The organism is Lentilactobacillus hilgardii DSM 20176 = ATCC 8290 (genome assembly GCF_000159315.1).
GTDB lineage: Bacteria > Bacillota > Bacilli > Lactobacillales > Lactobacillaceae > Lentilactobacillus > Lentilactobacillus hilgardii.
In genome coordinates this window covers 545,231-558,830 of sequence record NZ_GG669992.1, presented here as the reverse complement: position 1 = coordinate 558,830, position 13,600 = coordinate 545,231, and the positions used below count along the sequence as shown (strand labels likewise).

11 protein-coding genes and 1 pseudogene are annotated in these 13,600 nt (G+C 40.6%); 4 read left to right on the top strand and 8 right to left on the bottom strand.

Annotated features, from left to right (window positions below):
* Window positions 1–28 precede the first annotated feature (28 nt).
* From HMPREF0519_RS02565 to HMPREF0519_RS02530, 8 genes are all read right to left on the bottom strand, one after another.
* On the bottom strand, window positions 29–778 hold the full coding sequence (locus HMPREF0519_RS02565) for a DUF4430 domain-containing protein (RefSeq protein WP_003634381.1): 750 nt from the start codon (window positions 776–778) through the stop codon (window positions 29–31).
* A gap of 23 nt (window positions 779–801) precedes the next feature.
* Entirely contained in the window at window positions 802–1,851 is a 1,050-nt protein-coding gene (locus HMPREF0519_RS02560; RefSeq protein ID WP_225429109.1) for a prenyltransferase/squalene oxidase repeat-containing protein, read from the bottom strand.
* A gap of 7 nt (window positions 1,852–1,858) precedes the next feature.
* The gene (locus tag HMPREF0519_RS02555; protein ID WP_003557200.1) at window positions 1,859–2,542 is read right to left on the bottom strand and encodes an ECF transporter S component; all 684 of its coding nucleotides are present in this window, start codon (window positions 2,540–2,542) and stop codon (window positions 1,859–1,861) included.
* Window positions 2,543–2,574: 32 nt separating this feature from the next.
* Entirely contained in the window at window positions 2,575–4,236 is a 1,662-nt protein-coding gene (locus tag HMPREF0519_RS02550; RefSeq protein ID WP_003634376.1) for an ABC transporter ATP-binding protein, read from the bottom strand.
* Window positions 4,224–5,120, bottom strand: a complete 897-nt coding sequence (locus HMPREF0519_RS02545; RefSeq protein ID WP_003634374.1) for an energy-coupling factor transporter transmembrane component T — start codon at window positions 5,118–5,120, stop codon at window positions 4,224–4,226. The genes HMPREF0519_RS02550 and HMPREF0519_RS02545 overlap by 13 nt, the downstream gene beginning before the upstream one ends.
* A gap of 178 nt (window positions 5,121–5,298) precedes the next feature.
* Window positions 5,299–5,898 (bottom strand): pentapeptide repeat-containing protein, encoded by a 600-nt coding sequence (locus tag HMPREF0519_RS02540; RefSeq protein WP_003634371.1) that lies wholly within the window; start codon window positions 5,896–5,898, stop codon window positions 5,299–5,301.
* Window position 5,899: 1 nt separating this feature from the next.
* The gene (locus HMPREF0519_RS02535) at window positions 5,900–7,270 is read right to left on the bottom strand and encodes a cytosine permease (RefSeq protein WP_003634370.1); all 1,371 of its coding nucleotides are present in this window, start codon (window positions 7,268–7,270) and stop codon (window positions 5,900–5,902) included.
* Between the two features lie 361 nt (window positions 7,271–7,631).
* On the bottom strand, window positions 7,632–8,390 hold the full coding sequence (locus HMPREF0519_RS02530; protein WP_003557189.1) for an NADP-dependent (R)-specific alcohol dehydrogenase: 759 nt from the start codon (window positions 8,388–8,390) through the stop codon (window positions 7,632–7,634).
* A gap of 599 nt (window positions 8,391–8,989) precedes the next feature.
* Between HMPREF0519_RS02530 and HMPREF0519_RS02525 the strand changes: the two genes are divergently transcribed.
* The 4 genes and pseudogenes from HMPREF0519_RS02525 to HMPREF0519_RS14250 form a co-directional block, all read left to right on the top strand.
* The gene (locus tag HMPREF0519_RS02525) at window positions 8,990–10,105 is read left to right on the top strand and encodes a 5-methyltetrahydropteroyltriglutamate--homocysteine S-methyltransferase (RefSeq protein ID WP_003634367.1); all 1,116 of its coding nucleotides are present in this window, start codon (window positions 8,990–8,992) and stop codon (window positions 10,103–10,105) included.
* Between the two features lie 480 nt (window positions 10,106–10,585).
* A complete protein-coding gene (locus HMPREF0519_RS02520) occupies window positions 10,586–11,059 on the top strand; it encodes an S-ribosylhomocysteine lyase (protein WP_003551649.1) in 474 nt (157 codons plus the stop codon).
* Window positions 11,060–11,222: 163 nt separating this feature from the next.
* Window positions 11,223–13,508 (top strand): 5-methyltetrahydropteroyltriglutamate--homocysteine S-methyltransferase, encoded by a 2,286-nt coding sequence (gene metE / locus HMPREF0519_RS02515; RefSeq protein ID WP_003634364.1) that lies wholly within the window; start codon window positions 11,223–11,225, stop codon window positions 13,506–13,508.
* Window positions 13,486–13,600 (top strand): annotated as a pseudogene (locus HMPREF0519_RS14250) (5,10-methylenetetrahydrofolate reductase); the annotation flags it as partial. The gene metE and the pseudogene HMPREF0519_RS14250, both read left to right, overlap by 23 nt.

The following is a 13,600-nucleotide window of genomic DNA, read 5'->3' as shown; positions in this document are numbered from 1 at the left end:
CTATTTCTAAGTTCCTACCATTCTGAAATTACGGATGATATCCATCAACTGAAAAATACCAATGAACTTTATCACCGGCTTTAATTTTTTTGTCACCAGCAGATTTATCAACGTATTTGCCGTTAACCGAGTACATCCAACCACTGCCAACCTTGACATCATTTTCTTTCAAGCCATTAATAGCACTGACATAAATGGCCGGGTTGCTGGTATAAGTGACCTTCAAGCGGGTTTTCATTAGCAACGAAAAAGCCGTTGATTTACCGGCGATTTTTTGAACTCCGGCATACAATTGTTTCTTATAACCCGAAACTTTGATATATGCTTTACCGACCGTCGCCGCCTGAGTCACCTTAGCAGTTTTGTGATGACCACCAGTCGACGCTTTTGCCTGCTTTTGCTTTGAAGTGGGACGCTTGGCTACTGGTGGTTTTGCAGATGAAGGACGAGTTGTTTTAACCGCAACCCGATTTTTATCAACATGATGCCTATTTGAAGAAGCCGTCCTTGTTCCACTGACCTTGTTACCTGCCGTCTCCTTGGCTGAAGATGATTTTCCTTTAGCTTGCTTCTTTTTCTTATCTGTTTTCGTCTTAGCCTTAGTACTTGAGCTCTGTGCCTTAGTCGAACCCGACTGACGCTTTGGCTGAATTGAAGAACGGTTAAGCTGTGCTGTTCTAGACTGATTCTGTGCACGCTGTGCGACAACTTCACGAATACCAAATGCCAGTCCGAACACTAAAGCAACTGCAATTAAAATACCAATTATCTTTTTCATTGATTAAAAACAGCCCTTATACCTTAATTAAGTGAGTAAACCGAGTGCTTCTTTTGTGCTTGGCGGTAAGCCGCGTTAGCCAAGTTCACCTGACCGACACCCAACGTTTGACTTGCAGCGCCCTTAATTGAACCGGTCTTATTAACATAACCCAACATTGCACGTAATGGAGAGGCAGTTTGACCATCCTTAAAAGCACTATTAGCATATTTCAAAGTATTCTGTTTCGTTGAAAATGCAATAATTGCTTCTGCGGTTGAATTGGCATTGGGCATATTCTTGCCATTATAAGTGTATCCATAAGCCCCGTTATCGTAAACCGCACCCTTTAAGTAGCTTTGACCCTTTTGAAGAGCGGATTGAACAGTTGATGGACCGGCCTTGCCACGAGCTAAGCTCACAACCGCCATTGCTGTCGTGTCGCTGTCAACGGCTGATGCCGTATTATTATAAGCCCAACCATTATTACTTTGTTGATTCTTCACGATCAGGCTACTCAAGCTGGTCTTGGAAAATTTAGCAGTTGATGGCCGTTTGAATTTAGAACTCATTGATACAGCAATCAGTGCTTGACTTTGAACGTTAACTGTTTGTTTAGTCATCGACTTTTTGTAAAGTGCACTAACTAAGTTAACCTTTTTCTTAGTCCCTGCAAGTCTGAAACTTTGTGGATTATAGCCAATTGCTTTGAGTCCCATAATGGCATTTGCCAAATCAGCAGGTGTGCTCTTTTTATTTAAAACTAAATTCTTGGCAACTCGTTGTCGTTGCGTCTTCGTAAAGTGATACCCCAGTCCTTTAAGACCCAACAAGAAGTCCGAATATCCGGCAGTCGCACCGGTTGCGGGGTAGGCCTTTCGACTAAACAATGCTGTTGCTTTTCCCGATAAACCGGATTTATTCTTCACAAGCATTTTCTTAGCATAACTGTAACTCGCCTTTACTTTGGTGCTCTGATAGCCGGTTGTTGCCGTTTTAACACTAGCCGCATTGACCGTTGCAACTGGTGCCACAGCTCCAAAAGTCAGCAGGCTGACTGCCGAAAGCATTAATACCTTCTTAAAATTCTTCATAAATCCATTACTTCCCTTCATTATTTATAGTAGGCAGAAAATTATATTTGTCATCAAGACGGCTAAACAATCTCTGCCATGGTTTTGAAAACAGTGCAAGCAACACTGCATTTGAAGCACTATGATAAAAATCAAACTTTACGCTCAAAAGAAAATAAGCCAGCACCGTTTTAAGGGTTAATGGATGAACATACATCATTGCTGACCAGGCGTCCATTATCCAGCCAAATATGAATCCCCAAACAGCACCGAAAATGACCAGTGGCACTACTTTCTTACCAATAACCGTATGTGCAATTAATCCTGCTGTGAATCCCATCAATCCCCAAGCAAACATCTGCCAGGGCGTCCATGGCCCTTGACCAAAGAAAAGATTCGAAACAAGTGCGGTAGTTGCACCAATAACAAATCCCAGTTCCGGTCCAAGAGACATTGCACCCATAATAATCACAAAACTGGCTGCCTGAGCACTGGGGATCCATGCAAACGCCAATCTGCCCACAACTGCCAAAGCAATTAGGATGGCCATAAACATCAATGTCGTCGTCTTGAGCTTTTCATGTTCAAAGCGCCAGTACACCATCAACATACTGCATAGTAAAATCATGAAACTAAACATCAAATAATGTCCGCCACGTAGCAACTGGAACAGCGTTAGAAAAATACCCATGACTATAAATACTAGCGTCATCCGAAAAATGGTGAGCTTGGAAATATGTCGGTTCACTTGGCACCACCCTTTCCGGCTCTTACATCGGACACCAGAATTGCATCCGGCACCTGATCCCTTAACAGTCGGTTAAGGGCCGTCGTAAAGAAAAAGTTTCCCGAGAAAAAACGTCGGCGGGGCAGAATTGATTCAAGACGGCCATCAAACATAAATCCACAGTTTCCGGAAAAAGCTGCAGCAAAGGCCATATCATGAGTCGCCATAATAATTGTCCCACCCCTATGTTGATAATTCAGCAACTGTTCACCAATTAAGTGCTTGGTATTTGGATCAAGACCATTGGTCGGTTCATCCAAAACCAATAGCTGTGGGTTGGCAATCATTGCAATTGCCAACCCCAACAACTGTTGTTGGCCGCCACTCAAGTCAAACGGATTTTTGTTTTCAAGGTCCGTTAATCGTAAATTTTCCAACGCTTTTTGAGCTCTGCTTTCAGCGTTGGTGATCCCCAGCTGTTTTGCCTGCACCATCAGTTCTTTGAAGACAGTCTCATTTCCAAACTGAAGGCTGGGTTCCTGAGATAAAAACGACAGTCGCTTTATCCGTTCAGTCGTCTGCATCTTCCAAACGGTTTTCCCAGCTAAGTTGATTCTACCATGCTGGGGTTTTCGTAACCCGCCAATTAAGCTCAGTAGCGTTGATTTTCCCGAACCATTCTTACCAACGATTGTCAGCCAATCCCCTTGGTGAATGTCTAAGCTCAAGTGATCCACAATGCTTTGACGTTCATCAAACGTAAACGACACATTTTTCAATGACACAATGGTTGACGCCTCTTTTGGTCTCTCAGCTGTTTTTAAATCAGAATTTACTGATTCAAATTGAAGATTTTTAGCATGAATCAACCGCTGACCGGAACTAACCGAAAGAGGTAATTGACCAGCTTGTGGATAGTTGCGTAAAAACAAAGCCGGTATTTCAGGAACGAACCGCTTTAATTGAGCTTTCTGAAACATCTGTGATATAACAACAGCCGGCGTATCATTGACTGCTATTTGACGATTTGAAATCAGTACCATTCTATTGGCCATCGTAATGGGAACCGCTAAATTATGCTCAGTCATCACAATTGTCATTCCTAATTCCTGATGAATTCTAGACAAAATTGTCATAAAATTTTGTGTCATTAATGGATCTAACTGAGCAGTCGGCTCATCCAGAAGAATGACTTTGGGACGCAGAATCAATACCGATGCCAGATTAACAATTTGAAGTTGACCACCTGATAAGTCATCGACTCGTTTATGCAGCCACTGATCCAACCCAAGATAATTGGAGAGTTCAGCTACACGTCTGCCAATTTCTTGGCTGGGACACCCGATATTCTCCAATGAAAAAGCTAATTCCTCTATGACCGTTGCCATTACCGGCTGATTTCTTGGATTCTGACTGACAAAACCAACCATTTGGGCACTTTTAAGTTGAGTGAATTTCGAGATATCCTGATGCTGAAACGTGATATACCCACTCCGATGACCATTTGGCATCAGCTCTTTTTTTAGATGACTTAATAAAGTCGTTTTGCCACTACCGGTATCTCCGGCAATCAGCAGAAAATCATCCGCAAAAATTTTTAAATTAATATTTTCCAACGTTGATTCATTTGTATGTGGATATGTAAATGTTAAATGATCAATGCCGATTAGTTCGTCCATAAATCAGCCACCTTTTCTGAAATTACCGGAATTAATAGAAAAAGGCCCAGCAAGCAAAGGATCCAACCATCTGCTACAGAAAACGAGCCATTAAACTTTAGAGCTGAATTTGTCCAACCAAATGACCCAACCTTAAAACCGATCAGGGCCAAAAAAATAATCAACGAACTTGTCATGAAAAAGCTATCGGAAAACTGCCATTTAAAGATTCTGTAATGACTTCGCTTTGTTGCGCCAAATCCCCTCGCATCCATGCTTCGAGCTCTCTCCATTCCCGAAACAAGTGCACCCTCAAGTAAGATACCCAAAAAATGCATCCCAACACTCAGCCGCTTTCTGATTGACCCATTAAAAGGATCCACGTTTCTGGTCTTTTGATAGAGGACCAGTCGTTTAAACTGCAAATTAAAGGTATTAACCAAGTTAATTGAAAGAACAACCAATAGTGCCAATCTGGGGCTTACCGGTGAAAAGACAGCCAACAATTTATTAGTTGTTAAAATCGAATTAAACAATACAAAAGCCATTAACATTTCAACAAGCATCAATCCCATCACACTCCCATAGAGCAAAGCAGGATAAGAAAGCTTAAATGATAATCCTAAAATCGATGTCTGCCACAAATACGGACCAGTACCCTGGTTCAAGAAAACATTGAATACAACGATTGTTAAAAACATTAAAAAGCTAAACTTAAGTTGACGCTCCACCTTCCCGATGCCAAGATAAAACCAATTCAAAAATATAATTAGGAGAAAAGCGGTCAATACGATACTAACATGATTGAATAACAGTAATAATGTAATCAGTCCCGCAAAATATCCGGTCGCCGCAAGTGGATGAATATGAAAAAAGAAACGTTTTTGGATCGATATCCGACTCACAGCTTTTCCCCTTTCCTGCTATAATACCGTTTTTAACAGATCAACATTTTCAAATTTCACGATAATAACCTAACACACTTTAGTATATCATCGCTTTCTATCAAAAAAGATGAATTTAAAGGAATCGTTTCCTATATAAAAATGGCATTTATTTTTATATAATTTGCAAATTCAGCCGTTAATCCTTAATGACTACCCCCAATAGTCCAATAAGTAAGCTGGCCTGCCACGGGTTAATAATCATTCCTTTAATTAATTCCGGGTTCACCACAAGTGTTTCGAACTTCGCTTGAGACAAGTCAACCCCCTTTAATTTTGTATCAAGAAAATCAATCTGATCAATGTCACTTTGATCAAAAATCATTTTTTTCTTGAAGGTAACTGCCTGAAAGCTCGTTTCTACCAAATTTGAACTATTAAACTGCACATTTTCCATTTTAGTTTCACTAAAGTTAGCGTATCTCAGATTTGAATCCGTAAATCGGCTATTGATCAGTCTTGTCCCAAGAGAAAAATCGGCACCCATTAACTGGCCGCCGATAAATTGACTATTTGAAAGATAGCTTTGATGGAAACTGGCATTAAGAAAGTTGCATCCCTTAAAAACTACATCATTCCAATCACTTTGATCAAAGTTAGACTGTTCAAAGTTGCAATGGTCAAATACCACATCACTGATTTGGATAGACTGATGGGAAACGCTGAACGTACAATCAATATATTCGTTGTCGGGTTCAATATCATCTAATCCCAACGTCTGCTTTTGAATTGTTGCCATACTAAGCCTCCGAATGATTTCGATGGGTCATTTTGCTTAAAACGGTGTAGATGGCAGCAGCAATGATCATTGAAATAAAAGTTGAACCGACACTGTCTGCCAGCACCGGAATGGTTTTAATATAAGCATATGCTGCTACTGCAACAGCCCATGATCCAATCGCAATCCAGTTAATACCGCCAGTGTACCAGTATTTTCCATTACGCGCAGCAAAATGTTCAATATCATAATCCTGCTTTGTCACAATATAATAATCAGCAAGAAAGATTGCAATTTCAGGTCCCAAAAACATCCCGATACCATCTAAAAAGGCAGTGAAGACATCCAAAAACGTCGAATAAAAAATCGGGATGAACGTGACGACAACTGCAACAAGTGTCACTAACACAATACTAATCGTTAAAGAAAGTCGTTTTGTCATATTGGTTAAAGCCGAACCGGCAGACATCAAATTGACAGCATTGGCTGTTGTGCTGGTAATAATAATGACCAGCATCGCCAACACTCCCAGCCCCAATTTACTGGCAATTGTGGAAGGATCCGAATTATTTGCATCAAAGTGATTAAGTGTAATCGCCGTTGCAATTGTTGAAATCAAACCAATCATTGCAAACCAGATCAAACCAAGGTTGGCACCCCAAAATGGTGCATGAGTTGAACTGCGTTTCTTTTTTGCAAATCGGGTAAAATCACTAGCCGCGGTGACCCAAGCCAGGTTAAAGGCAGCCAGCACATCAACAGCTTGACCAGAAGTCATCTGTAAATCATGAGGTGGCCGCCAAGAAATAATTTCGGAAAAAGAAACGTGTTGGAAAACCACAATACATTCCCAAATAACCAAAATAAAGACTAAAATGATGCCGACCCGCTCGATGATCCGAACAGAGCGTTCCCCCATTGAAATGCTTAGTAGGTGAAGAATGCTCATTACAACAATACCGGTAATCAGACCTTTTAAACCGCCTGGCTTACCATATACCGGCCACCCCAAAATATCATGAAGAATGTAGCTAATCGAAGTTGCGGCAATAAATGTGTTAACCGCTGCCCAGCCAATAAATTGAACCACATTAATAACTGATGGTAAAAAACTGCCTTTCAATCCAAAAGATGCTCGGGTTAAGGCCATAGCAGGTAATCCTGTTTGATATCCCATATAGCCTGACAACGCTAACAGTAAGTATGTAATCACACCAACAATAATTAAAGACGTCGAAGCAGTTGCAAAACCGCATGCTGCAATAACGCCACCGACATACCATGTCCCATTATTGGCATTAGCTCCTACCCAAGTCGCAAACATATCCCAATATGATTGGTGTCGATGCTCCTTTGGGATCGCCACGACTCGACCAAAAGTTTTATTTTCCATTATTAATTCCTCCGACTATTATCTCCAAAAAAAGAACGCCCCAACTCACAACGAGTCAAGGCATTCCTTACCAGATGTATTCTGGAAGAACAATGTTCATTAATGGCATTCCTTAACAGACTCGCTGGGCTGTATTTAAAGGAGTAGTATTTTACTGTCCTTAATTATACGGGAGCTTGTATCAAAATGCAATTTGATTAGAAACTGCGTGGAACAAAACTGTTAGTACCTGAAAAAAGGGATTGAATTGGAAAGCCCCGCAGTTTTGCGTTCAGGCTTTTGAATTCAATCCCTCATATACAGTGATACGACTTTATAAAACGATTCTAATCAGTGCGTGGAACAAAGTGAAAACAAACCATTATTGTGCGGTATACCCACCATCAACTGTAAATTCTGCTCCTGTTGCAAACTTAGATTCATCAGATGCCAGATAAACACAAATCCACGCAATATCGTCAGGCTCACCAATGTGACCCATTGGTGTTTTTGTTCGTGCCGACATTGCTGCTTCTGCTCCTGGCAGATCATCAACAAGCGGTGTCTTAATATAGCCGGGGTGAACGGTATTGACACGAACACCATAATCCTTTAAAGCACAATCGACAGCTGCTGACTTGGACATAATTCGAACAGCACCTTTTGAAGCATTGTAAGCACCTAAATTAGGATCGCCAACAAAGCCCTCGATCGATGACATATTAATAATAGAAGCACCAAGGTTTTTATTCTTCATGCGTTGAATTCCCAAACGGGTACCGAAGAACACACCATCCAAATTAACTGAAAGCAGCTTACGCCATTCCTCTGTGGTTGTATTCTCAACACTCTTATTAACGGCAATACCAGCATTATTCACAACGGTAGTGACAGGGCCAAACGCCTGCTCGGTTTGATCCCAAGTTTCAACCCAGCCATCTTCGTCAGATGCATCCTGTTTAATAAAACGAATAACATCTGGACCACCAATTGACTTTGCAGCTTTTTCGCCAACATCTGCATGACGACCGGTAATTACAACTTTAGCACCCTCGTCTACAAAACGATGAGCGATAGCTAACCCGATTCCAAGTGTGCCCCCAGTGACGATTGCAACTTTTCCTTCAAGACGATTACTCATAATGATAGCCTACTTTCATTTTAAAATTATTTCCATGTGAATCATATCACTTTTAGGATGCGTTTGAAAGCGTTCTTCTATAATAATTGATTAAGAATAACAAGCTTCTCTTCAACATCAACACACTTTTTTATGATATTCACTTCATCATTGCAGTTATATTAAGCATCAGGAAGTATTTCACATATTAAGCAGTGTATTAAAATCCATGAAAATAATTTACGATATTTTTTCTTGACAAATTAATTTCTTCCGTCTAAACTCCCTACTATTGAACCTATAAATGAAAAAGCAATGAGAAGATAAGTACTGATCCCGATCGTCCACAGAAAGTTTGCATGGCTGAAAACAAACGTCGATCCATCACAAAAATGGTCTTTGAGCAACATATAGCTGAGCAAATGTAAAGTTATATTGGAAGGTGTCCATTAACGCACCGGAATTTTTATTTAAAGCAACACCGTTTCTCTTTAAATAAAGACTCTCAGAGTTGGCTGGTGTGAATCAGTCAAAAATTAAGGTGGCACCGCGATTAATCGTCCTTGGAATTATTTTCCAAGGGCTTTTTTAATTATCTTAATAACAAGGAGTGTTTTATCATGACAGTTGCATCAAAAATTAAGTATCCGAATAGATTTGACATTGTTGGCAGTTTTCTAAGACCTCAACAATTAAAACAGGCCAGAGCCGATTTCCAAGATAAAAAGATCAGTCGTCATGCGCTGACAGAAGTTGAAAACCGGGAAATCGATCGACTTGCCAAAAAAGAAGTTGAACTGGGTCTAACAGACGTTACTTCCGGTGAATTTCGCCGTAGTTGGTGGCACTTAGATTTTCTTGACGGCCTGAACGGCGCGCATTTCTTTACACCGGACCACGGCTTTATCTTTAATGGTCAGGAAACACGCAAGGGCGGCATTAAGATTACCGATAAAATTTCGTATAATCCTGACCACCCCTTCTTTAAGGATTTCAATTATCTTAAAGAAATCGTTCCCGACGGCATTACACCAAAACAAACAATCCCCAGCCCATCCGTACTTTTTCCAAATAAAGATGCTGAGATTTATGACAATTTCTACGATCATAACTTTGATGCCTTTTTAAATGACGAAATCAAAGCATATCAAGAAACAATTCAACATTTTTATGATCTTGGCTGTCGCTATTTACAAATCGATGATACCTCGTGGGGCATGTGGGCATCATTCTCAAAAGACACCATTGATCCAGATTTAAAGCCACTTTGTGAAGCCGCCGTTAAGGCAATTAACGCCATTGCCGATAATAAACCAGATGATTTAACATTAACTATGCACGTCTGTCGTGGAAACTACGATTCCAACTGGGCCGGTGCCGGCGCGTACGATCCGGTAGCCGATTATCTGGCACAATTGCACATTGACGGTTATTTTCTTGAATATGACGACGAACGTTCCGGTGGATTTGAGCCGCTGAAAAAGATTGCAGCCAACGGCCGAAATCAACGAATCGTTTTAGGGTTGGTCACAACTAAGAAACCCGAATTGGAAGATCAATCATTATTGATCAAACGAATCAGGTTAGCGAGTCAATATGTGCCGCTGGAAAATCTTTGTCTGTCACCTCAATGTGGATTTGCTTCAACCGAAGAGGGTAATCATCTTACTGAAAATGACCAATGGAATAAATTAAAATTAGTCATTGATACTGCTAAGGAAGTCTGGTCTGACTAGCTTTTCTAAAAGACAGATTTATAAATTGATTCTAAACCATTGACAAACATTAAAAGCACGTCTATTATTATCATTAAATTTTAATGCTAATCCAAAAGGAAAAAGCTCTGAAGAGAAGAGTAACTGATTTTGATAAGGTTCAAAGAGAATCCGGTTGGTGAAAAAGGATACCTGAACAGTCAGCGAATATGAACTCTGAATAGCGCAATCAAGTTAACGCTCGATTGTCGGTTGCAACCGTTACATTGCAAGGTATCAGAAATTAAGTATCTTAATTTTTGGCACTTTCAGAGGTATTGCTTGCGAAAGTAATACGAATTCAGGGTGGTACAGCGAGACATTCGCCCCTCCGTCAGATTATTCTGATGTGTGGGACGAATGCCTTTTTGTTTGCCGTACCTCCGAAGGGATTTTATTATTTGTCAGTGACTGTTAAGATAGTAACTGTATAAAATAATTTTTAAGGAGATTTGATATTTTATGGCAAAAGTTGAAAGTTTTACATTAGATCACACAAAGGTTAAGGCACCTTACGTTCGTCTCATCACTGAAGAAACTGGAAAAAAGGGCGACGTCATTTCTAATTATGACTTGCGACTTGTTCAACCTAACACCAACGCCATTCCTACTGCAGGTTTGCATACGATTGAACATCTCTTGGCTGGTTTACTTAGAGATCGTCTTGACGGTGTCATTGATTGTTCACCATTCGGATGCCGTACCGGATTCCATTTGATTACTTGGGGCGAACACAGCACAACTGAAGTTGCTAAGGCCTTAAAAGGCTCATTAGAAGCTATCGCCAACGACATCGAATGGAAGGACGTTCAGGGTACTGACAAGTATAGTTGCGGAAATTACCGCGACCACTCTTTGTTCTCCGCTAAGGAATGGAGCAAGGAAATCTTGTCACAGGGTATCTCAGACAAGCCTTTTGAACGTCATGTTATCTAGTTTCTGAAGCACACACTAACGATATTTTTAATAACCGCAATAATCTGACAAATAGATTATTGTGGTTTTTTCTTTTTCAGGGCTCCTGTTGGATTGGCAATCGCCCCGACTTCAAAATCTAGTTGGGAAGTACTGATTTTATTATTTGAGGAGGATTTTATTTATGACAACAACAATTATTGGATTTCCAAGAATCGGCCATCACCGGGAATTAAAATTTGCAACTGAACATTATTGGAAAAACAAGATTAACCAAGAAGAATTGCAACAAACTGCTTATGAAATCAGAAAAAATCACTGGCAGGCACAACAAAATGCCGGTATTGACTTAATCCCCGTAGGCGACTTTTCGTTTTTTGATGGTGTTTTAGATACGGCGAACCTGCTGAACATCGTCCCTTCCCGATACAAAGAACTTAACTTATCAGAATTGGATGAATACTTTGCTCAAGCTCGCGGCTATCAGAAAGGCAGCGAGACAGTCAAAGCTTTACCAATGAAAAAATGGTTCAATACCAATTACCACTACATTGTCCCAGAATTTACAAAGGACACTGATATTAAATTAGTTGGCAATAAGCTTTTCAACGAAGTTAACGAGGCGCTTGAATTGGGTGTCACCGCCAAAGCCGTTATCACTGGACCTTATACGCTTCTCAAATTAAGTTGTTTCCTTGATGGCACTAAACCGCGCGATTACGTTGATAGCTTGATCACTGCTTACAAACAGGTTATCGCCCGTTTAGGAGAAAAAGGCGTTAAGTGGGTTCAAATTGACGAACCAGCTTTAAGTTTTGACGTTAATACCGCTGAAAAGAGTCTCTTTGACGACTTATATGACGGCATCTTAGCTGATAAACGATCAACTAAAATTCTCCTTCAAAATTACTTTGGCGATATTCGCGACATTTACAATGATGTAGTTTCAAAAGATTTTGACGGTATCGGTTTGGATTTTGTTGAAGGTAAATACAATAACAAGTTACTTCAACAAAACGGTTTCCCCGCTGATAAAGTATTATTTGCAGGTGTTGTTAATGGTAAAAATATCTGGCGAAACCATTACGAAAATACCATTAAGTTCTTAAATCAGCTTAATACTAAAGCTGATGTTGTCCTCAGCAGTTCAACATCCCTTCTTCATGTACCATATACAGCAGAAGATGAAACCAAATTACCTTCAGATGTCAAACAACATTTGGCATTCGCCCTTCAAAAACTGGATGAAATTAAAGAACTCGACAATATTTATCATGATGAAGCAGATGGTAAGGCTGCCTTGGAAAAGAACGATGAGTTGTTCCGCAGTGTTAAACACCCTGTCAACTCAGCTGTCCATGATCGAATCGCCAGCCTAACCGATGCCGACTATACCCGCTTACCATCTCGGGCTGATCGTGAGAAGGTCCAAAAGAAAGAGTTTAACTTACCTGTCTTACCAACAACAACCATTGGTTCCTTCCCACAAACTAAGGACGTTCGCCAAAACCGTTCCAAGTTGCGCAAGGGAGAAATTACCCGCGAACAATACGATAAATTCAACGAAGACAAGATTGTTCGAATCCTCAAAAAGCAAGAAGAGATCGGCCTTGATGTTCTTGTCCACGGCGAATACGAACGTAACGACATGGTTGAATACTTCGGCGAAAAGCTCGACGGCTTCGTCTTTACTCAGAATGGCTGGGTTCAATCTTACGGTACCCGTGGCGTTAAGCCGCCAATCATCTGGGGTGATATTTCAAGAACTGCTCCAATCACCGTTAAAGCTTCTGTCTTTGCCAAAAATCATACCGACAAATTAATTAAAGGTATGCTGACAGGCCCTGTTACAATCTTTAACTGGTCATTCCCACGTGAAGACGTCACCGCTAAAGAATCCGTCACCCAAATTGCGCTTGCACTTCAAGATGAAGTTTTGGATCTTGAAAAACATGATATTAAGATCATTCAGATTGACGAACCGGCTTTACGTGAAAACCTTCCTTTGCGTAAATCCAATTGGTACTCTGAATACCTTGACTGGGCTGTTCCGGCATTCCGTCTGGTTCACAGTAAGGTTCAAGCTTCTACCCAGATCCATACCCATATGTGCTACAGTGAATTTGGCGACATTATCAAAGCTATTGATGACTTGGATGCCGACGTTATTTCCTTTGAAGCATCCCGTGCCGATTTCACCTTAATTGATCAATTGGTTGCTGCCAACTTCCAGACCGAAGTCGGTCCTGGTGTTTATGATATTCATTCACCACGAATCCCTTCAGAACAAGAAGTTGAAGACTTGATCAAACAATTAGTCCACAAATTGCCAATTGATAAGATTTGGATCAATCCCGACTGTGGTTTGAAGACCCGAACTGAGGAAGAATCCTTCAAGAGCTTGCAGAACATTGTTGACGCAACGAAGAAAGTAAGAAGTGAGATTAATGAGCCTAACAGCGTTATTTAACGACAAAACCGTCTTTTCACTGGAAGTCTTTCCACCTAAGAAGGACTCCCCCAAAGAAGCCATTCTACCAACGCTACAACAGTTACAATCAA